Genomic DNA, 18,666 nt, shown 5'->3' on the forward strand with positions numbered 1-18,666 from the left:
CTCGCGGTGCCCCGCCGCGCACCGCTAGGGTCGTGCGCTTCGCTGTCATTCGTACCGAAAGGTTCGCGCCGAGAGCCGGGCCGAACGGTTCGTGCCGGGAGGTTCGTGCCGAACGGTCCGTGTCGGACGGTCCGTACCGGAGGGAGCTTCATGCTGCGGCTGTACGCGACGGTGGCCGCGGGCGGCTTCCGGCGCCACGCCACGTACCGGGTCGCGACGGTGGCGGGGGTGTTCACCAACAGCGTCTTCGGCTTCATCCTGTCGTACACGTACATCGCCCTCTGGGACGAACGGCCGCGGCTCGGCGGCTACTCGATGGACGACGCCCTCGCCTACGTGTGGATCGGACAGGCGCTGATCACCGTCTGCGGGCTGATGGGCGGCGGCTTCGAGGAGGAGCTGATCGAGCGGATCAGGACGGGCGACATCGCCGTCGACCTGTACCGCCCCGCCGACCTCCAGGCCTGGTGGTTCTCGGCCAACGCCGGCCGGTCCGCCTACCAGCTCCTCGGCCGCGGCGTCGCCCCGATGGCGTTCGGCGCCCTCGTCTTCGGCTTCACCCTGCCCTCCGGGCCCGGCGTCTGGCTGGCGTTCCTGGTGGCGGTGGCGCTCGGCTCGGTCGTCGGCTTCGCGATCTGGTACGCGGTGGCGATGAGCGCCTTCTGGCTCCTCGACGGCCAGGGCGTGGTGCAGGTCGCCTGGCTCGGCGGCCTCTTCTTCTCCGGCATGCTCCTCCCCCTCAACGTCTTCCCCGGCACCCTCGGCGAGGTCGCCCGCCTGCTGCCCTGGGCCTCCCTCCTCCAGGTCCCCGCCGACGTCTACCTCGGCCGGTACGAGGGCTGGGAACTCGCCGGCGCGTACGCCTTCCAGGGCTCCTGGGCCCTCGTCCTGCTCGGCGCGGGCCGGGCGGCACAGGCCGCGGCGACCCGGAAGGTGGTGGTCCAGGGTGGCTGAGGACCTCCAGGCGCGAGAGGACGGCCCGGTGTCCGACCCGCCGTGCACGCCACGGGACACGCCCCCGTACACGCCTCCCTACGCGTCCCGGCCGGTGGCCGACTCCCTCCGCACGTACCGCATGGTCGCGGGCATGTGGATCCGCTCGACGATGACCTACCGGGCGTCGTTCGCGCTGACCGTCTTCACCAGCTTCTGCGTCACCTTCTTCGACTTCGTCGTCATCCTGCTGATGTTCGGTCAGGTCGAGGGCCTCGGCGGGTTCTCGTTCGCGGAGGTCGCCCTCCTGTACGGGTTGACGGGCACGTCGTTCGGGATCGCGGACCTCACGATGGGCTCGCTCCAGCGGATGGGGAAGCGGGTCAGGGACGGCTCGCTCGACACGTTCCTGATGCGCCCGGCGCCCCTGCTCGCGCAGGTGGCGGCGGACAAGTTCGCGCTGCGGCGGTTCGGCCGGGTCGCGCAGGGGCTGATGGTCCTGGTGTGGGCCCTGGTGCTGCTCGACGTGGAGTGGACGCCGTTGAAGGCGGCGCTGCTGCCGGTGACCGTGGTGTGCGGTGCGGTGATCTTCGCCGCGGTGATGGTGCTCGGCGCGTCGGCGCTGTTCTGGATGCAGGACGCGGCCGAGGTCACGAACTCGTTCACGTACGGCGGGAACACCCTCCTCCAGTACCCGCCGACGCTCTTCGCCCAGGAGCTGGTGCGGGGCGTCGTGTACGTCGTACCGCTCGCGTTCGTGAACTGGCTGCCCGCCCTGTACCTCCTCGGCAGACCGGCCCCCGCGGGCGTGCCGGACGCGGCGGCGTTCGCGTCGCCGCTGGTCGCCGCCGTCTGCTGCGCGGTCGCGGGCCTCGCCTGGCGCGCCGGAATCCGCTCGTACCGATCGACAGGAAGCTGAGGTCCGGGAGCCATGCCCTTCATCGAGTTGGACGCGGTCGAGAAGACCTTCACCGTCCGCCGCAAGGCCGGGCTGTTCCGCCGGGAGAAGCGGGAGGTCCGGGCGGTGGACGGGATCGGCTTCGGCGTGGAGCGGGGCGAGATGGTCGGCTACATCGGCCCCAACGGCGCCGGGAAGTCGACGACGATCAAGATGCTGACCGGCATCCTCACCCCCACCGGCGGCCGACTGCGGGTCGCCGGCATCGACCCGGCGCGCGAACGCACCCGGCTCGCCCAGCGGATAGGAGTGGTCTTCGGCCAGCGCACCACCCTCTGGTGGGACCTGCCGCTGAGGGACTCGTACCGGCTGATGCACCGCATGTACCGCATCCCCGACGCCCGCTACCGCGAGAACCTCGACCGCTGCGTCGACCTCCTCGACCTGGGCGAACTGCTCGACGTCCCCGTCCGCCAGCTCTCCCTCGGCCAGCGGATGCGCGGCGACATCGCGGCGGCCCTCCTCCACGACCCCGACGTGCTCTACCTCGACGAGCCGACGATCGGCCTCGACGTCGTCTCCAAGGCGCGGGTGCGGGACTTCCTGCGCGAGCTGAACGCGACCCGGGGCACCACGGTGCTGCTGACCACCCACGACCTCACCGACATCGAGCAGCTCTGCTCCCGGGTCATGGTCATCGACCACGGGCGCCTGATGTACGACGGCGAACTCGCCGGCCTGCACGCCGTGGGCGACAGCGAGCGCCTCCTCGTCGTCGACCTGGAGCGCGAGCTCCCGCCGATCACCGACGTGCCCGGCGCCCGCTTCGTACGCTCGGACGGCCCCCGCCAATGGCTCGCCTTCCCGGCCGGCGCGTCCGCCGCCCCTCTGGTCGCCGCGGTCGCCGCGAACCATCCGCTCCTCGACCTCTCGGTGCGGGAGCCGGACATCGAGGCGGTGATCGCGAAGATGTACGGGGGAACTCGGGACGAGCGCCGGGAGTCCCTGATGTAGGAGGTCGAGTGCATTGGTGAGTTTCTCGTACACAGCGGCGGACGAGGAGAAGAGCAGAGGCGTCCGGCGGATGAAAACGCTGGCGACGTCCCTGCTCATCGGCGTGGCCCTGATCTACGCCCTGGCGACCTGGGCCCACAACGCGGGCTGGGGCGCCTGGACGGGCTACGTCGCCGCGGCGGCCGAGGCCGGCATGGTCGGTGCTCTCGCGGACTGGTTCGCCGTCACCGCCCTCTTCCGGCGGCCCCTCGGCCTTCCCATCCCCCACACGGCGATCATCCCCACCAAGAAGGACCAGCTCGGCGCCTCACTCGGCTCCTTCGTCGGCGAGAACTTCCTCTCCGCCGACGTCGTACGGGGCCGGCTGCACGCCCTCGGCATCGGCCGCCGCCTCGGCGCCTGGCTCGCGGAACCCGCCCACGCGGACCGCGTCACGGCCGAAGCTTCGACCGCGCTGCGCGGCGCGCTGACGGTCCTGCGCGACGCGGACGTCCAAGCGGTCGTGGGCGAGGCGATCACCCGCCGCGCGGAGGCCGTGGAGATCGCCCCCGGCCTCGGCAAGACCCTGGAGAGGATCGTGTCGGACGGCGCCCACCACCGGGCCGTCGACCTGGTCTGCAACCGCGCCCACGACTGGCTCGTCACCCACGGCGAGTCCGTCATGGACGCCGTCCAGGGCGGCGCCCCCGGCTGGACGCCCCGCTTCGTCGACCGCCGCGTCGGTGAACGCGTCTACAAGGAACTCCTCCGGTTCGTCACCGAGATGCGCGACATGCCCGGCCACCCCGCCCGCGGCGCCATCGACCGCTTCCTCGCCGACTTCGCCGCGGACCTCCAGGCCGACACCGACACCCGCGCCCGCGTCGAACGCCTGAAGTCCGACCTCCTCGCCCGCCCGGAGATCCAGGACATCATCGCCTCCGCCTGGTCCTCCGTCCGCGGCCTCATCATCGCCGCCGCCGAGGACGACCACAGCCAGCTCCGCCTCCGCGCCCGCGCCTCCCTCATCTCCCTCGGCAAGCGCCTCGCCACCGACACCCGCCTCCAGTCAAAGGTCGAAGGCTGGGCCGAAGACGCCGCCGCCTACCTCGTCACCACCTACCGCCACGAGATCACCTCCCTCATCACCGACACCGTCGCCGGCTGGGACGCCACCCAGACCTCCCGCAAGATCGAAGCCAACATCGGCCGCGACCTCCAGTTCATCCGCATCAACGGCACCGTCGTCGGCGCCCTCGCCGGCCTCCTCATCTACACCCTCAGCCACGCAGCCGGCGCCTGAACCGGCCCACAGTGCCGGCCCTCTCCCGCGTCCCGACCGACCAATCAGCCCCTCCGCGCGCGTCCCGACCGACAGGTCAGCCCTTCGCCCGCGTCACCGCCCACGAAGCAGCCGCCATCCCCCCGGCCACCGAGAACACCGCAGGCCACGCCCCCACCCTCTTCGCCAACGGATGCGACCCCGCAAACGCCGCCACATACGCAGCCGTCAACCCCACAGCCACCCCGGCCCCACCCACCTCCCGCCACTCCCGCGCCGCCACCCCACCAGCCGCAACAAGCACCACACCCCCCAGCGGCCTCTTCTCCGTCCACCGAGCAACGGCATACCCACCGACAAGCCCGGCAGCGGCTACGACGGACGAGGGAACACGGGACATGACGGGGCCTTTCGGGTCGCTGGATTTCCTTCGAGCGTAGGGGGTCGCCCTCCGCTTATCGCTCGGCGGCAGGTTCGCGGGTCTGTGACCGCGCGAGACGAGCCCGATGAGGTGGGTTCAAGGGACATGTGTCCTACGCCTCCCTGATCTAGGTTCCTCGCATGGGGATACGAGATCTACTCAGCGAGGTCGCGAGCACGTACGACCGGAGCGCTGGTTCGAGACGAGACGTGGTGGGGCAGCAGGTGCTGCGGGCGGTGGCGAGTCGCACCGACCTTGCCCTTCCGCATGGCTACAAAGCACAAGGGCATGGGGGGCAGACGACGCCGGCGGCGACGCCCTGGATCGGCATTTTCGCCGAAGGGGGCGACAAGGACCCGAAGAGGGGTCTGTACCTCGCTTATATCTTCAGCGCCGATCTGAAAAGCGTGGCACTGACCTTGCAGCAGGGGATTACGTGGCTGGAGAGGCGGCTGGGGCGCGGACGAGCGCGCGAGGAGCACCTCCGTCATCACGCGGCCAGGCTCCGCCGAGCCGTGAAGCGGCGAGAGAGGCAGGGTTGGGTCGACGAGCCGGAGCTTCGGGACAATGCGGCTCGTCCCAGGGCCTACGAGGCTGCCAGCGTCATCACGAAGACATATGAGACGGCCGAATTGCCCAGCGACGTCACGCTGATGGAAGACCTGTTGAGCGGCATCGGGCTTCTCCATCGGGTCCAGGAAGCGGACCGTGCTTGGTGGATGAGTGACGACGCGGACGACCTAGAGGTGTCGTACGAACCACACGGTCACGCACATCCTGTCCCCGACCCGCTCGCTGGCTTCCATCCCAAGGACAGCAGTGACTACGTGGTGGAGATCAAAGCTCGACAGCAGGTCAAGCGACGCACTCACGAGAAGCTCGTCGAGGATTTCGGTGACCACATCGTGGGGCGTGGCTACGTGCCCATCACACTCCTACAGCACCCCAAGGACCTGGTGCTCCGCCAGCAGGACGCGGAGGGGAGTGAGGAGTGGCTCGTAGAGGCGAAGGTCGTCCGCAACGGAAATCCGACGGTGGCGGTGCGCGAGGCACTCGGCCAGCTCTACGAATACCGCCATTTCCTCTACCGAGAGAAGCCGGAGCCTTTCCTTATAGGGCTCTTCTCCGAGGAGATCGGTGTCTACGCCTCGTACCTAGAAGAGCGCGGAATCGCCTCGGTTTGGCGATCCGGGGACGGATGGGGCGGCTCCCCCAGGTCACAGGACTGGGGGATGACGGCGGATTAGCCCTGACTCAAGTAGGGGTGCCTCCGTGGCAGGTTGCGTAGGGGTGGGTTGAGCCGCACCAGCAGGGGGCGGTTCGGGCGGGGGGCCAGGGGGTGGCGCGGGCGCGGGCCGCCAGGGTGGTGGCGTATTGGGGGAGGAGGTCCGGGTTCGAGGGGTGGGTGGATTCGGAGGCGGCGAAGGCTTCGTAGGAGGGGACGGTGGCGCGGACGATGCCGAGGTTGGGGGTGCCGGCTTGGGAGAGTTCGCGGAGGGAGGCTTCGAGGTCGGTGAGGTGGGCGCGGTAGGTGGGGTACTCGGCTTCGAGCTCGGGGTAGGCGGCGAGGAGCTCGTCGAGTTCCGGTTCGGGCCAGTGGAGGACGGCGACCGGGAAGGGGCGGGAGAGGGCGGTGCGGTAGGTGCCGAGTTCGGAGCGGAGGCGGGTGATCTCGGCCTGGAGTTCCGCGGGGTCGGAGGAGCCGAGGGACCAGAGGCGTTTGGGGTCGTGGAGTTCGTCGAGGGGGACGGCGGCCGTGTGGAGGCGGTCCGCGAGGTCGTCCCAGTCGTCGTGGGGGAGGGCGAGCATGCGGCGGATGCGGTGGCGGGTGGTGAGGAGTGAGCGGGTCGCGTGGGGGAGGTCCTCCGCCGTGGCGGCGAGGAGGGTCGCGGCGTCCGTCAGCGTCGACTCCGCCGCCTCCAGCTCGTCGTGGGCCTCCAGCGTCTCCGCCGTGATCTCCCAGGCCGCCGCGTCCGTGGGCGTCGCGCGCCGGATGCCGTCGATGATCGCGCGGGCCTCGGCCTCGTGACCGTACTCCCAGAGGTTCGCCGCCATGAGGGCGCGGATCAGGTGGGGGTTCGCCGGTTCGCCGGTGAGGAGCGTGTCGTAGAGGGCGGTCGCGCCCGGTCGGTCGCCGGCCAGTTCCAGGTGGGCCGCGGCCTGGAGGTAGAGGGGCTCACGGTCTCCCGGGTACTGCGCTGCCGTGCGCAGCAGGCGCTCGGCTTCGGTGGTGTGGGCGGCAGGGGTGTCGGGGCGCATGCTCTCCACCGTACTGCTGTACGGGCCTGGAGAGTTGGCGCCTCAGCGCTTATGGTGCCCCGCGTGCGGGCCAGGGTGCGGGAGCGGGTGCCGGTCGTCGTCCAGGGGCGGGGGCGGCGCCGTACGGGTGCGCGTGTCCTGTGGGTCTGTGCCGAGGCGGTCGTCACCTGCGGGGTCGTCGTCCTGCTCCTCGTCGCCCATCAGCTGTGGTGGACCAACCGGGAGGCCCGTGCGGAGGCCCGCGGGCAGGTGAGCGCGCTGGAGCGGGAGTGGGACATGTCTTCCCCCGGCGACCCCCTGGTTCCTGCGGGCTCCGGGGGTCCCGTGGATGCCGGAGACCCCGGAGATCCCGTCGTGCCCGTGGAGCCGGGCGCGTCCGGTGGGCCCGTCGAGCCCGGGGTGGTCGGCGGGCGTGGTTCCGGGGGCGGGCCCGCCGCTCCTTCCGCAGCCTTCGCCGTTCTACGTATCCCCCGGATCGGGCTCACCGCGCCCGTCGCCCACGGTGTCTCGAAGCGGTCCGTGCTCGACAAGGGGTATGTCGGGCAGTACCGGGGGACCGCGGCGCCCGGGGAGGTGGGGAACTTCGCGGTGGCGGGGCACCGCAACACGCACGGGGAGCCGTTCCGGTACATCAATCGGCTCGGTGTCGGCGACGAGATCTCCGTGCGTACGCGCACGCGTACGTACGTCTATCGCGTCGACCAGGTGTTGCGGGCGACGTCGCCGAGGGACGTCGGGGTCATCCGGCCGGTGCCGCGGTCGATCGTGAAGCCGTCGTACGGGTACGGGGCGCCGGGGGCGTATCTGACGTTGACGACGTGCACGCCGGAGTTCAGCAGCGCCTACCGGCTGGTGGTGTGGGCGAGGCTGGTGTCGGCCGGGTGAGTGGATCCCGGCCTCCCCGTACGAGTCGTCACCGTGTCGGGCGTCCGCGTACGAGCCAGCCGTCACCGCATTGGGCGTCCGGGGCGTCCCCGTACGAGTCGTCACCCCGGCGGGCGTCCGCGTACGAGTCGTCCCAGGGCGAGTGTGAGGGCCGCGCCCGTGAGGGCCAGGGCCGTCGAGGCGATGAGGGCCGTGTCCGGGTCGGTCGTGGCGAGGGCGAGGGTGAGGGCGACGCCGGCGGAGGAGCCGATGTAGCGGGCGGTGTTGTTGGCGCCGGAGCCCATCGCGGCGCGTTCCGGGGGGACGGAGTCGACGGCGAGGCGGGGGAGGGCGGCGTTGAGGAGACCGCTGCCCGCGCCTGCCGTGAGGAGGCCGGGGAGGAGGCGGGGCCAAGGGCCGTCGAGGCCGCCGAGCAGGGTGAGGACGCCCGCCGCGGAGAGGGCGAAGCCCAGGGCGAGTTGGTAGGGGGCGGAGAGGCGGCCCGCGAGGCGGCGGGCCTGGAGGGCCACGACGAAGGCCGTTCCCGACCAGAGGACGAACAGCCAGGCGGCGCCGAGGGGGGACATGCCGGCTCCGCTCTGGAGGAGCGCCGGCACGACGCTGAACAGGCCGATGACGGCCAGGCCCGTGAAGAGCGCCCCGAGGGTCGACGCCAGGAACGCGGGCCGCCGCAGCAGGGCGAGGTCGATCATGGGCGTACGGCTCCGGCGCTCGACCGCCACGAAGGCGGCGGTGAGGGCGGCGGAGGCGAGGAGGAGCAGGCCCACGGGAGCGCGCAGCCAGCCGTCCCGGCCGAGGGTGAGTGCGGTGAGCAGCGCCGCCAGGGCGAGGCCGAGCGTGACCGCGCCGGGGAGGTCGGGCCGCGCGGGGCGGGCCGGCTTCGCCGTGTCGCGGGCGAGGGCACGGGTGCCCGCCGCCGCGATGGCGAGGGCCGCCGCGCCCAGCGCCCCGTACGCGAGCCGCCAGTCGAGGAGGCTCAGCGCGCCGGCGAGCAGCGGGCCGAGGGCGATGCCGCCGCTGACCGCCGCGCCCCAGATGCCGGTGGCCCGGATCCGGTCGCGGCCCGCCGGGTAGGCCTCGGCGAGGAGGCCGAGGCTGCCCGCGAGGACGGCCGCGCTCGCGGCGCCCTGGGCGGTGCGGGCCAGGGTGAAGGTCAGGGTGGAGCCGGCGAGGGCACCGAGGGCGGTGGTGAGGCCGAGGGCGAGGGTGCCGAGGAGGAAGACGCGGCGGCGCCCGTGCGCGTCGGCGAGGCTGCCGGCCACGAGGAGGAGGACGGCGAGGCCGAGCGGGGTGCCGTTGAGCAGCCAGGCCTGGGCCGAGGCCGGGGTGCGGAAGGCGGTGGCCATGGCGGGGAGGGTGAGCATCGGGGCGGTGTAGTTCATCAGCGCGACGGCGGTGGCCGCGGCGGTGACGGTGAGGGTGGCGCCTGGGCGGGGCCCGCGGGCGGAGGAGTCGGGGGTGGGCGCCCCGGGTGTGGGAGACCCGGGGGCGGCGGCCGGGGCGGGCCCGGTGGTGGCGGGGCCGGTGGCGGCGCGGCGAGGTGTGGCGGGGCGGGGTGTGGTGGGGCGGGGTGCGGCGGGGATTTCCACGGACAGGACCTCCACCCGTCGGTTCGGTGAATGAACTCAACGTAGCAGGAAGGTTCGGTCAATGAACCTTGAATGCGTACGATGGGCTCATGGCTCTCGGCAAGGACTACGCCCACCAGCAGTGCTCCATCGCCCGCGCCCTGGAGGTCGTCGGGGAGCGCTGGACCCTCCTCGTCGTCCGCGACGCCTTCTACGGCGTCCGCCGCTACAACGACTTCCTCGTCCACCTCGGCGCCCCCCGCGCCGTCCTCGCCGCCCGCCTCCAGGCCCTCGTCGACGCGGGCGTCCTCGACCGGCGGCGCTACCGGGAGTCGCCGCCGCGCGACGAGTACGTGCTCACCGCACGCGGCCTCGCCCTCTGGCCCGTGCTGCGCTCGCTCGGCGCCTGGGGCCGGGCCGAGGCCCCCGGAGCCGTACCGGTGCGCCACTTCCACCACGCCGACTGCGGCACCGAACTCGGCGCGTACGGCGAATGCCCCGCCTGCCGCGTCCCCGTGGCGCCCGCCGACGTCGAGATGCGGCCCGGCGCCGGCCTCGATCCGGACCCCGGCGACCCGGTGAGCCGCGCCCTCCTCCGGCCCCGCCGCCTCCTCGTCCCCCTGGAACACGAGAACTCCGGCGAGTCCTCGCGCACGGGAACTCCTGAGGGGCGTCGCGCGTCCTCACGGTGAGACACGGCGTGCCGAGCGCGACGGACACGCCGAGCACGGCGACGGACACGCCGGGCGCGACGGCCACCGCGAGCACGACGGCCACGGCCGGCACATGCGCGCGACGACGAGGAGGTGGTGGTGATGACGGCAAGGGACCTGGTCCTGCGCGTCCTCGCGCCGCTCTTCTTCCTCCTCGCCCTCGCCGACCTGCTCCTGTCCGACGGCGCGAGCGTCTCCGCCGCCGTCGCCCTCGCCGCGACCACCGTCGTCTGCGCCCTGATCGGAGCGCGTACGGCCCCGGCCGTGCCGCCCACCGCCGTCCGAACGGCCATCCGCGACCGGGAGCGGCGGACCGCGTTCCTGCCGCAGCGGGACCCCGACGCCGCGGGCCGCAGGAGACCCCGAGCTCCCGGCCGCGCCCTCCCGACGGCCGCGTAGGGAGCCACCGCACACCACACCGGACAGGCCCGCGCGCGGATCCGTCATGCCGAGAAACGACATCTCCCCGGCACGACGAGACCCCACGGAGGGCTCCCCTTGTCCGTCTTCGCTTCCCTGGTCGAGCGGCTCGCCGACCTGCTCCAGCCGCTGTTCGCCACCACCGCCACGGCCGCCGCGATCGTGCTCTTCACGATGCTCGTACGGCTCGCGGTCCATCCGCTGTCCCGGGCCTCGGCGCGCGGGCAGAAGGCCCGCATCCGGATCGCGCCGGAGCTGGCGGCGCTCCGGAAGAAGCACGCCGAGGACCCGGAGCGGCTCAGGAAGGCGATGACGGAGCTGCACGCGCGGGAGAAGGTCTCGCCGTTCGCGGGGATCCTGCCCAGCCTGCTCCAGGCGCCCGCGTTCCTGCTCATGTACCACCTGTTCTCGGGCGACCGGATGGCCGGGCACACCCTCCTCGCCGCCCCGCTCGGCGACCACTGGGCCGACGCGCTGTCCCACGGCGGGGTCTTCGGACCGGCCGGGCGGGTCTACCTCGTCCTCTTCGCGCTCGTCGCCGCCGTGGCCACGTTCACGTACCGGCGTACGAAGGCGCAGCTCGCCGCCCAGCCCCTCGACCTGGGGCAGCCCACGCCGGGGGCGGGCGCGATCGCCAAGGTGATGCCGCTGCTGTCCTTCGCCACGCTGATCTCGGTCGCCGTGGTGCCGCTCGCCGCCGCGCTCTACATCGTCACCAGCACGGCCTGGACCGCCGTCGAGCGGGCCCTGCTCTTCCGTACGGGCGCGGGGGGCGAGGACGGTGCGGAGGGGGTCCCCGGAGCGCTTGCTACTCGCGCGTAAGGGTCCAGGGTGTGAACGGGGTCTTGCAGAGTGACCCGTTCTCTTGGAGGATCGACCAATCCTCCGATGGCCGCACTCCATCGGCCGGGGTACCGCAGGGCCCTTCCCGGGCCCACCTCGACCACAGGGAGAAGACCATGAAGCTGCTGCGTGTCGGGCCGCCGGGAGCCGAGCGTCCCGCCCTGCTCGACCGGGACGGGACGCTCCGCGACCTGTCCGCCCTCGTCGACGACATCGACGGCAGTCTGCTCGCCGACGCCTCCGCCCTCGACCGCGTCAGGGCGGCGGCCGGCGCCGGCGTGCTGCCCGCGCTCGACGCCACCGGGCTGCGCGTCGGCCCGCCGGTCGGCCGGATCGGCAAGGTCGTGTGCATCGGGCTGAACTACCACGGCCACGCCGCCGAGACGGGCCAGGCGACCCCCGCCGAGCCCGTCGTCTTCCTCAAGGCCGCCGACACCGTCGTCGGCCCGGACGACACCGTGCTGGTCCCGCGCGGCTCCGTGAAGACGGACTGGGAGGTGGAGCTCGCCATCGTCATCGGCCGCACCGCCCGCTACCTGGAGACCGACGAGGAGGCCCTAGCGCACGTCGCCGGCTACGCGGTCGCGCACGACGTCTCCGAGCGCGAGTTCCAGATCGAGCGCGGCGGCACCTGGGACAAGGGCAAGAACTGCGAGACGTTCAACCCGCTCGGTCCCTGGCTCGTGACCGCCGACGAGGTGCCCGACCCGCAGGCCCTCGGCCTGCGGCTCTGGGTCAACGGCGAGCTCAAGCAGGACGGCCACACCTCCGACCAGATCTTCTCGGTCGCGGAGGTCGTCCGGTACGTCAGCCGGTTCATGACGCTGTACCCCGGTGACGTCATCAACACCGGTACGCCCGGCGGTGTCGCCATGGGGCAGCCGGAGCCCAAGCCCTACCTGCGCCCCGGCGACGTCGTCGAGCTGGAGGTCGACGGCCTCGGCAGGCAGCGCCAGGAGCTCAAGAGCGCCTGACGGCCCGTGAGGTGAAAACGGCGGCGCCCCGCGTGGGGCGTCGCCATTTTCGTATGATTTTTGCATATTGCCGGATATGGAACGAATTTCTGACGATCGGCGGCGCGATCGGCGCCGTCTCGCGCTCATCGCCGGGTCCACGGTCGCGGCCACCGCCCTCGTCGGCGCGCTGGCCGTCACCGGCCACGCCGATCCGCTGCCGGGCGGCCTCGGCCCCTGCAAACCGGGCAACTGCCCTCCGCAGTACCCCGACGACAACGGCAGCGGGACCGTCCAGTACCGCGACGACAACATCAACGTCTTCGTCGGCGGCGACATGCTCGTCCGCCAATCCGCGGCGGAGGCCGAAGGCAAGGTCGTCGTCCTCGGCGGCTTCGACCAGAACAAGGCGGCGGGCGTCTCCGCCGTCTACAACGTCGGCGTCGCGGGCGTCGGCTCCCGCGTCCCGCCCGACGACGGCACGGACTTCCTCACCGTCGGCGAGGACCTCACGGTCGCCGCCGGCCAGCGCCTGCTCGCCGAGGAGGGCACGATCCACGGCGTCGTACGGTACGCCGGCGACCTCTCCGGCACGGTGAGCCCGGCCCCCGCACACGACACCGCGGCCGCCGCCCCGTACACCGCGCTCCGCGACCGGCTCACCGACGCCAGCCAGTGCTACGCGTACGTGAACGGGGCCTCCCGCACCCCCACCGGAACCGCCGTCAACAACGGCTCCGAGACGCTCTTCACGGGTGACGGGACCTCGGCGCTCCAGGTCTTCACCGTGGACTTCGACCTGGAGTCGGCCAACGAGGGCCAGCAGGGCATCACCTTCACCGGCATCCCGGCCGACGCCACCGTCCTCGTCAACGTCCTCGGCGCCGACCGCACCATCGACTCGTACGTCAACGGGCTGCCGGACGGCCTGCGCGAACGCGTGCTGTGGAACTTCCCGGACGCGACGACCATCACGTTCGAGGGCACGGCCCAGTTCGCGGGCAGCGTGCTGATCGGCAACCAGGCCAGCACGGCGACGGTGACCATGCCCGGCGTGAACGGCCGCTTCTTCACCACCGGCAACCTGACCCACACCTCCGAAGCCGGCGGTGGCGGCGGCCAGGAACTCCACGCCTACCCGTTCAACGGCGACTTGCCGGCGTGCACGGATCCGACGCCGACTCCGACGCCGACGGATCCGACTCCGACGCCGACGGATCCGACGCCGACGCCGACGGATCCGACGCCCACGCCGACGGATCCCACGCCGACCCCGACGGATCCCACACCGACGCCGACGGATCCGACGCCGAGCCCGACGGATCCGACGCCGACGCCGACGGATCCCACGCCGACCCCCACCGACCCGACCCCGACCCCGACGGATCTCACACCGACCCCGACCGACCCCACCCCGACGCCCACGGACCCGACCCCGACGCCTACGGACCCGACCCCGACGCCCACCCCCACGGACCCCACGAGCGGCGGATCGACGGACGGTGGGTCGACAGACGGCGGAGGTGACTCAAGCGGCGGGGGTGACTCAAGCGGCGGGGGTGACTCAAGTGGCGGCGGTGACTCCGGCGCCGGCGGTGACTCCGGTGGAAACCACGGGCCGAACGGTCATCTGCCGGACACCGGCGCGGGCGCCGGGGAGATCGTCATGGGGGCCACGGCGGTCGGCCTGGCGATCGGCGGCGGAGCCTTGGTGCTGGTCAGCCGTCGCCGGCGGCGTACGAGCTGAGGAGCCGCTCCAGCGCCTCGACGACGAGGGCGTGGTCCTCGGCCTGCGGGAGTCCCGAGACCGTGACCGAGCCGATGACGCCGGCGCCCTCGACCGCGACCGGGAACGAACCGCCGTGGGCGGCGTACCGGTCGGGGTCGAGGCGCGAGGACGCCTCGAACGTGGTCCCCTTCGCGCGGAAGCGGGCCCCGACCAGGAACGAGCTCGTGCCGTACCGCTCGACGACCCGCCGTTTCCGGTCGATCCAGGCGTCGTTGTCCGCGCTGGAACCCGGCAGCGCGCAGTGGAAGAGCTGCTGCGCGCCCCGCCGGATGTCGATGGCGACGGGGGCGCGGCGCTCCCTGGCCATGCCGACGAGGAGGGTGCCGAGCGTCCAGGCGTCCTCGTACGTGAACCGGGGGAGTACCAGGCGGGCTTCCTGGGCCTCGATCTCCAGGACCTCTGGGCTGCTCACAGGGTCACCGTGACGCCGTCGCGGGCCGACAGCCTGGCGGCTTCGAGGACGTCGAGGGCGGTGGCGGCCTCGTGGGCGGTGACCGGGTTCGGGCCGGTGCCGCGCAGGGCGGCGGCGACGGCCGCGTAGTACGCCGGGTAGTCGCCGGGCAGGGATTCGACGGGGGCGCCGCCACCGGTGAGCGGGGACTCCCCGGCGCCGAGCCGGCCCCACAGCTCCGGCGGCTCGGTGCCCCAGACGGTGCCGGGGGTGGGCCGGAGGCCTTCGCGGAGGGCGGCTTCCTGGGGGTCGAGGCCGTACTTCACGAAGCCGGCGCGCTGCCCGAGCACCCGGAAGCGGGGGCCGAGTTGGGCGGTGGTGGCGCTCACGTAGAGGTGGGAGCGGACGCCGTTCGCGTGGGTGAGGGCGAGGAAGGTGTCGTCGTCGGTCTCGGCGCCCGGTCGGCGCACGTCCGACTCGGCGTACACCGAGACGACCGGGCCGAAGAGGACGAGCGCCTGGTCGACGACGTGGCTGCCCAGGTCGTAGAGCAGACCGCCGATCTCCTCGGGCGCGCCGGACTCGCGCCAGCCGCCCTTCGGCTGCGGGCGCCAGCGCTCGAAGCGGGACTCGAAGCGCTGGACCTCGCCGAGCGCGCCCTCGTCGAGGAGGTGGCGGAGGGTCAGGAAGTCGTTGTCCCAGCGGCGGTTCTGGAAGACCGAGAGCAGCAGGCCCCGCTGCTCGGCGAGCGCGGTGAGCGCGCGGGCCTCGGCGGCGGTGCCGGCGAGCGGCTTGTCGACGACGACGGGGAGGCCGGCCTCCAGGGCGGCCGTCGCGACCGCGACGTGCGTCTTGTTCGGCGAGGCGACGACGACCAGGTCGAGGTCGTCCGCTCCCCGCTCCCACAGGTCCTCGGGGCGGGCGGTGACCCGGACCCCGGGGTGGGCGGCCCGGGCCTCCGCGGCGCGCTCGGGGTTGCCGGTGGTGACGGCGGCGAGGACGAGGTCCTCGGAGGCGGCGATCAGCGGGGCGTGGAAGACGGAGCCCGCGAGGCCGTAGCCGACGAGTCCGACGCGGAGCGGGGTACGGGGGTCGGTGCCAGTCATGCTCCTCACTTAAGCAACGCTGTTGCCAAAGTGCAAGCGACGGCGACAATGGGGGAGTGAGGAAAGATCTGGTGGGAGTGAACGTGCCGGCCCTGCGCAGCCACAACGCGGCGCTCGTGCTCGATCTGCTGCGCACGGCGGGCGAGGCGGGGATCAGCCGACTGGAGCTGGCGGAACGGACCGGGCTCACCCCCCAGGCCGTCAGCAAGATCACCGCCCGCCTCCGGGCCGAGGGCCTCGCCGCCGAGGCGGGCCACCGCGCCTCCACCGGCGGCAAGCCCCGCACGGTCCTGCGCCTGGTCCCCACCGCCGCGTACGCCGTCGGCGTCCACCTCGACCGAGACGAGCTCACCACCCTCCTCACCGACCTCGCGGGCGCGGCCGTGTCCCTGCGCCGCCGGCCCGTGGACCTGGGGGCGGGGGCGGGCCCGGTCCTCGACGCCGTGACGGAGGAGGTACGGGCGCTGCTCGCCGCCGTCCCGCCCGGCGGGACGGTGCTCGGGGTCGGGGCCGCCATGCCGGGGCCGCTGGACCACCGGGCCGGTGTGCCCGGCCGGGTGACGGGGTTCCCCGAGTGGGAGGGCCTGCCCGTACGGGACGAGCTGACCCGGCGCCTGGGCCTGCCCGTCGTCCTGGACAAGGACACCAACGCCGCCGCCCTCGGGCTCGCCCTCCGCCCCGCCGCCCCCGGGTCCTTCGCGTACGTCCACCTCGGTACGGGCCTCGGCGCGGGCCTCGTCCTCGGCGGCGTGCCGCTGCGCGGTGACCGGACCGGGGCGGGCGAGCTCGGCCACCAGACCGTCCAGCTCGACGGCCCGCCGTGCGCCTGCGGCGGCCGCGGCTGCCTGGAGGTCCTGTGCCTGGCGGCGGTGGCCCGCGGCGAACTCGCCGAGGCCGCCCGCATCCTCGGCGCGGGCGCCGCCAACCTCGTACGCCTCCTCGACATCGACCGGGTCCTCCTCGGCGGCCGCGTCGTGCTCGCCGCGCCCGAGGTGTTCGCCACCGGCGTCCGCGAGGTCCTGGCCGGGCTGGGCCTGACGACCCCCGTGACGGTCGTGACGCAGGCGCCTGCTCAGGCGGAGTCGGAGGTGCAGCCGCAGCCGCAGCCGCAGCCGCAGTCGCAGCCGCAGTCGCAGTCGGAGCCTCAGCCGCAGTCGCAGCCGCAGTCGCAGTCGGAGCCTCAGCCGCAGTCGGGGCCCCAGCCCCAGCCGGAGTCGCAGCCGCAGTCGGGGCCCCAGCCCCAGCCCCAACCCCAGCCCCAACCGGAGCCGCAGTCGGAGCCCCAGCCCCAGCCCCAGCCCCAGCCCCAGCCCCAGTCGGACGTCGTAGCCGAGGGTGCCGTCTGGCTCGTCCTCGGTCCGATCTTCGGACAATAGGCTGATCGGGCGGAACGTCCGGGCCTTCCAGGGGTACGCGCGGTGTCGCTGCCGCCTCCGCCCGTTCCGGCGTGGCAGCGTCGCGGCCGACCCGTACGCCCGCCCCGCGAGCAGCAAAGGCCCCGCCCATGGCATCAGCACCCCCGCGCCGGAGCCGCCGGCAGCGCACCCCCCGGACCGCGGCCACGGCGGCGACCGCGGCGGCCCTGCTCACCTTGGCGGCTCCGGCGCTCGGAGCCCCCGCCCCCGACCCGCCTGCCGCTCCCACCTGCGGTGAGGTGCCCGACAGCGGGTTCCCGATCGACACGCGGATCCACGGGGGGCCGACCGACTACCCGGCCGGCGGGCCCTTCCAGGAGTGGAAGCTCGACCTGACCAACGGCACGGACGCGCCCTGCTCGGACATCCATCCCGTGCTGGTGTTCGCGGACGGCGAGCGGACGCTCCGGCCCGCGCAGATCCGCTTCGAGTTCTACGACGCCGGGTCCGCGCGCTGGCGTCCGGTGGCCTTCGAGGCCACGGAGGAGGCGGAGAGCGTGGGGGCGTTCACCGACTTCGGCGGCTTCGTGGTGCCGGCGGGCGGGACCCTCACCGTCCCCGTACGCCTGGCCTTCGGCGCGGACGCGGCCCCGGACGAGGTCGTCGTCAACGCGGCGGTCGTCCAGCGCCGGGGCGCCGACGGCGACTGGGTCGGCGAGTCCGGCGACTACCGCCTGACGGTCGGACCGCCCGCGCCCCGCGCGCCCACCGAACCTGACACATCCGCGCCGCCCGAGGTGCCCGGCAAGCACGCCGATCCGCCGGCCACCGCCCCACGGGCCAAGGAGCCGAAGGCTCCCGGCGCACCCGAGGCGCGCCCGGAACTCGCCCTTACGGGACGGGGGTCCGGGCGGGACGAGGTCCTGGTCCTCGCCCCGTTCGCCGTCGCCCTCGTCCTGCTCGGCGCGGTGCTCGTCCGGGCCGGCCGACGCGCCCGGCACCGCTGAGCCACGCTCCGTACACCTTCCCGTTCACGACCGTCTGCGACCATCCCTCGGGTGAACTACCAGAGCACCCCCGGCGCCCCCGTCCGATCCGGCGTCCCCGAGCACGGCCGTGTCCCCAAGTACTACGCGGTGAAGGCGAAACTGACCGTCCTCGTGGACGAGTTGGGCGAGGGCGGGCTGCTGCCCACCGAGCGGGACCTCGCCGTCCGGTACGAGGTGTCCCGCGAGACCGTCCGGCAGGCGCTGCGCGAACTCCTCCTGGAGGGGCGGCTGCGCCGCCAGGGCCGGGGCACGGTCGTCGCGGGCCCGAAGCTCGAACAGCCCCTGTCGCTCGCGAGCTACACGGAGGGCGTGCGCCGCCAGGGCCGCCGCCCCGGCCGCAGCCTGATCTCGCTCGACCGCTTCCCCTGCCCGGAGGCGCTCGCCCCGGAGGTCGGTGCCGAACGCGGTGCGCCCGTCTGGCACATGGAGCGGGTGCTGCTCGCCGACGACGAGCGGGTCGGCCTGGAGAGCACGTACGTCTCCGAAGCCCGCGCCCCGCACCTGGACGCCGAGTTCGACCCGGACTCGTCCTTCTACGCCTATCTCCACGACCGTCTCGGCATCTCGTTCGGCGATGCCGACGAGCGCATCGAGACGGTGCTCGCCACCCCGCGCGAGGCCCTGCTGATCGGCACCCCGCCGGCCCTGCCGATGCTGCTGCTCCACCGCGTCTCCCGGGACACCGAGGGCCGGCCCCTGGAGCGGGTCCGCACGCTCTACCGGGGCGACCGCTTCAGCTTCACCGCCCATCTGGGGCGGCAAGGGTGACGAAACGGGAGATCACGGCAACGCCATAGATGACGAATTG

At 73.3% G+C, this 18,666-nt stretch carries 18 protein-coding genes and 1 pseudogene; 14 read left to right on the top strand and 5 right to left on the bottom strand.

Annotated features, from left to right (window positions below; translation table 11 throughout):
* Positions 1–153 precede the first annotated feature (153 nt).
* The 4 genes from MRBLMG1_RS13515 to MRBLMG1_RS13530 all read left to right on the top strand — a co-directional run bounded on the left by MRBLMG1_RS13515 (position 154) and on the right by MRBLMG1_RS13530 (position 4,127).
* Complete coding sequence (locus tag MRBLMG1_RS13515) at positions 154–954, top strand: ABC transporter permease (protein ID WP_367824151.1); 801 nt, start codon at positions 154–156, stop codon at positions 952–954.
* Positions 947–1,852, top strand: coding sequence for an ABC transporter permease (locus MRBLMG1_RS13520; RefSeq protein ID WP_414721575.1), 906 nt, complete (start codon positions 947–949; stop codon positions 1,850–1,852). Before MRBLMG1_RS13515 ends, MRBLMG1_RS13520 begins: the two co-directional genes overlap by 8 nt.
* A gap of 12 nt (positions 1,853–1,864) precedes the next feature.
* The gene (locus MRBLMG1_RS13525) at positions 1,865–2,845 is read left to right on the top strand and encodes an ABC transporter ATP-binding protein (protein WP_367824004.1); all 981 of its coding nucleotides are present in this window, start codon (positions 1,865–1,867) and stop codon (positions 2,843–2,845) included.
* A gap of 70 nt (positions 2,846–2,915) precedes the next feature.
* Positions 2,916–4,127: a DUF445 domain-containing protein gene (locus MRBLMG1_RS13530; protein ID WP_414721576.1), complete on the top strand. Its 1,212-nt coding sequence runs from the start codon at positions 2,916–2,918 to the stop codon at positions 4,125–4,127.
* A gap of 76 nt (positions 4,128–4,203) precedes the next feature.
* Here MRBLMG1_RS13530 and MRBLMG1_RS13535 read toward each other — a convergent pair whose 3' ends face one another.
* Positions 4,204–4,506, bottom strand: coding sequence for a hypothetical protein (locus MRBLMG1_RS13535; protein ID WP_367824008.1), 303 nt, complete (start codon positions 4,504–4,506; stop codon positions 4,204–4,206).
* A 161-nt stretch (positions 4,507–4,667) separates the two neighbouring features.
* Here MRBLMG1_RS13535 and MRBLMG1_RS13540 point away from each other — a divergent pair, with 161 nt between their 5' ends.
* Positions 4,668–5,774, top strand: a complete 1,107-nt coding sequence (locus MRBLMG1_RS13540) for an MrcB family domain-containing protein (protein WP_367824010.1) — start codon at positions 4,668–4,670, stop codon at positions 5,772–5,774.
* Positions 5,775–5,781: 7 nt separating this feature from the next.
* Here MRBLMG1_RS13540 and MRBLMG1_RS13545 read toward each other — a convergent pair whose 3' ends face one another.
* Positions 5,782–6,786, bottom strand: a complete 1,005-nt coding sequence (locus MRBLMG1_RS13545; RefSeq protein ID WP_367824012.1) for an SEC-C metal-binding domain-containing protein — start codon at positions 6,784–6,786, stop codon at positions 5,782–5,784.
* A gap of 63 nt (positions 6,787–6,849) precedes the next feature.
* Here MRBLMG1_RS13545 and MRBLMG1_RS13550 point away from each other — a divergent pair, with 63 nt between their 5' ends.
* Positions 6,850–7,671 (top strand): class E sortase, encoded by an 822-nt coding sequence (locus tag MRBLMG1_RS13550; protein WP_367824014.1) that lies wholly within the window; start codon positions 6,850–6,852, stop codon positions 7,669–7,671.
* A gap of 101 nt (positions 7,672–7,772) precedes the next feature.
* On the opposite strand, the gene MRBLMG1_RS13555 is transcribed toward MRBLMG1_RS13550, so the two are convergent.
* The gene (locus MRBLMG1_RS13555; RefSeq protein WP_414721580.1) at positions 7,773–9,254 is read right to left on the bottom strand and encodes an MFS transporter; all 1,482 of its coding nucleotides are present in this window, start codon (positions 9,252–9,254) and stop codon (positions 7,773–7,775) included.
* A 95-nt stretch (positions 9,255–9,349) separates the two neighbouring features.
* Here MRBLMG1_RS13555 and MRBLMG1_RS13560 point away from each other — a divergent pair, with 95 nt between their 5' ends.
* From MRBLMG1_RS13560 to MRBLMG1_RS13580, 5 genes are all read left to right on the top strand, one after another.
* A complete protein-coding gene (locus MRBLMG1_RS13560) occupies positions 9,350–9,931 on the top strand; it encodes a winged helix-turn-helix transcriptional regulator (protein WP_367824018.1) in 582 nt (193 codons plus the stop codon).
* 123 nt (positions 9,932–10,054) lie between these two features.
* On the top strand, positions 10,055–10,351 hold the full coding sequence (locus MRBLMG1_RS13565) for a DUF6412 domain-containing protein (protein WP_367824020.1): 297 nt from the start codon (positions 10,055–10,057) through the stop codon (positions 10,349–10,351).
* 99 nt (positions 10,352–10,450) lie between these two features.
* Positions 10,451–11,194 (top strand): YidC/Oxa1 family membrane protein insertase, encoded by a 744-nt coding sequence (locus tag MRBLMG1_RS13570; RefSeq protein WP_367824022.1) that lies wholly within the window; start codon positions 10,451–10,453, stop codon positions 11,192–11,194.
* A 137-nt stretch (positions 11,195–11,331) separates the two neighbouring features.
* Entirely contained in the window at positions 11,332–12,189 is an 858-nt protein-coding gene (locus tag MRBLMG1_RS13575; protein WP_367824023.1) for a fumarylacetoacetate hydrolase family protein, read from the top strand.
* Between the two features lie 76 nt (positions 12,190–12,265).
* On the top strand, positions 12,266–13,915 hold the full coding sequence (locus MRBLMG1_RS13580; RefSeq protein WP_367824025.1) for a choice-of-anchor A family protein: 1,650 nt from the start codon (positions 12,266–12,268) through the stop codon (positions 13,913–13,915).
* Here the strand turns inward: MRBLMG1_RS13580 and MRBLMG1_RS13585 are convergent.
* Together MRBLMG1_RS13585 and MRBLMG1_RS13590 are read right to left on the bottom strand one after the other, a co-directional pair.
* Positions 13,887–14,369, bottom strand: a complete 483-nt coding sequence (locus MRBLMG1_RS13585) for a heme-degrading domain-containing protein (RefSeq protein WP_367824027.1) — start codon at positions 14,367–14,369, stop codon at positions 13,887–13,889. The two genes, MRBLMG1_RS13580 and MRBLMG1_RS13585, sit on opposite strands and share 29 nt — an antisense overlap.
* Complete coding sequence (locus MRBLMG1_RS13590; RefSeq protein WP_367824029.1) at positions 14,366–15,454, bottom strand: Gfo/Idh/MocA family protein; 1,089 nt, start codon at positions 15,452–15,454, stop codon at positions 14,366–14,368. The genes MRBLMG1_RS13585 and MRBLMG1_RS13590 overlap by 4 nt, the downstream gene beginning before the upstream one ends.
* A gap of 77 nt (positions 15,455–15,531) precedes the next feature.
* Here MRBLMG1_RS13590 and MRBLMG1_RS13595 point away from each other — a divergent pair.
* From MRBLMG1_RS13595 to MRBLMG1_RS13605, 3 genes and pseudogenes are all read left to right on the top strand, one after another.
* A pseudogene (locus MRBLMG1_RS13595) lies at positions 15,532–16,476 on the top strand (ROK family transcriptional regulator); the annotation flags it as partial.
* Positions 16,477–16,958: 482 nt separating this feature from the next.
* Positions 16,959–17,816 carry a hypothetical protein gene (locus tag MRBLMG1_RS13600; RefSeq protein ID WP_367824031.1) on the top strand — a complete coding sequence of 286 codons (858 nt, stop codon included), beginning with the start codon at positions 16,959–16,961 and terminating at the stop codon, positions 17,814–17,816.
* 51 nt (positions 17,817–17,867) lie between these two features.
* Positions 17,868–18,626 carry a GntR family transcriptional regulator gene (locus MRBLMG1_RS13605; protein ID WP_367824033.1) on the top strand — a complete coding sequence of 253 codons (759 nt, stop codon included), beginning with the start codon at positions 17,868–17,870 and terminating at the stop codon, positions 18,624–18,626.
* Positions 18,627–18,666: the final 40 nt, after the last annotated feature.

Source organism: Streptomyces sp. LMG1-1-1.1 (assembly GCF_040815545.1).
Taxonomy (GTDB): domain Bacteria; phylum Actinomycetota; class Actinomycetes; order Streptomycetales; family Streptomycetaceae; genus Streptomyces.

Excerpts from the sequence above, each read along its gene's own strand:
- MRBLMG1_RS13575 (WP_367824023.1), top strand. The coding sequence starts at position 11,332 with ATGAAGCTGCTGCGTGTCGGGCCGCCGGGAGCCGAGCGTCCCGCCCTG.
- MRBLMG1_RS13560 (WP_367824018.1), top strand. The coding sequence starts at position 9,350 with ATGGCTCTCGGCAAGGACTACGCCCACCAGCAGTGCTCCATCGCCCGC.
- MRBLMG1_RS13530 (WP_414721576.1), top strand. The coding sequence starts at position 2,916 with ATGAAAACGCTGGCGACGTCCCTGCTCATCGGCGTGGCCCTGATCTAC.
- MRBLMG1_RS13565 (WP_367824020.1), top strand. The coding sequence starts at position 10,055 with ATGACGGCAAGGGACCTGGTCCTGCGCGTCCTCGCGCCGCTCTTCTTC.
- MRBLMG1_RS13580 (WP_367824025.1), top strand. The coding sequence starts at position 12,266 with ATGGAACGAATTTCTGACGATCGGCGGCGCGATCGGCGCCGTCTCGCG.
- MRBLMG1_RS13590 (WP_367824029.1), bottom strand. The coding sequence starts at position 15,454 with ATGACTGGCACCGACCCCCGTACCCCGCTCCGCGTCGGACTCGTCGGC.
- MRBLMG1_RS13535 (WP_367824008.1), bottom strand. The coding sequence starts at position 4,506 with ATGTCCCGTGTTCCCTCGTCCGTCGTAGCCGCTGCCGGGCTTGTCGGT.
- MRBLMG1_RS13525 (WP_367824004.1), top strand. The coding sequence starts at position 1,865 with ATGCCCTTCATCGAGTTGGACGCGGTCGAGAAGACCTTCACCGTCCGC.
- MRBLMG1_RS13600 (WP_367824031.1), top strand. The coding sequence starts at position 16,959 with ATGGCATCAGCACCCCCGCGCCGGAGCCGCCGGCAGCGCACCCCCCGG.
- MRBLMG1_RS13545 (WP_367824012.1), bottom strand. The coding sequence starts at position 6,786 with ATGCGCCCCGACACCCCTGCCGCCCACACCACCGAAGCCGAGCGCCTG.
- MRBLMG1_RS13540 (WP_367824010.1), top strand. The coding sequence starts at position 4,668 with ATGGGGATACGAGATCTACTCAGCGAGGTCGCGAGCACGTACGACCGG.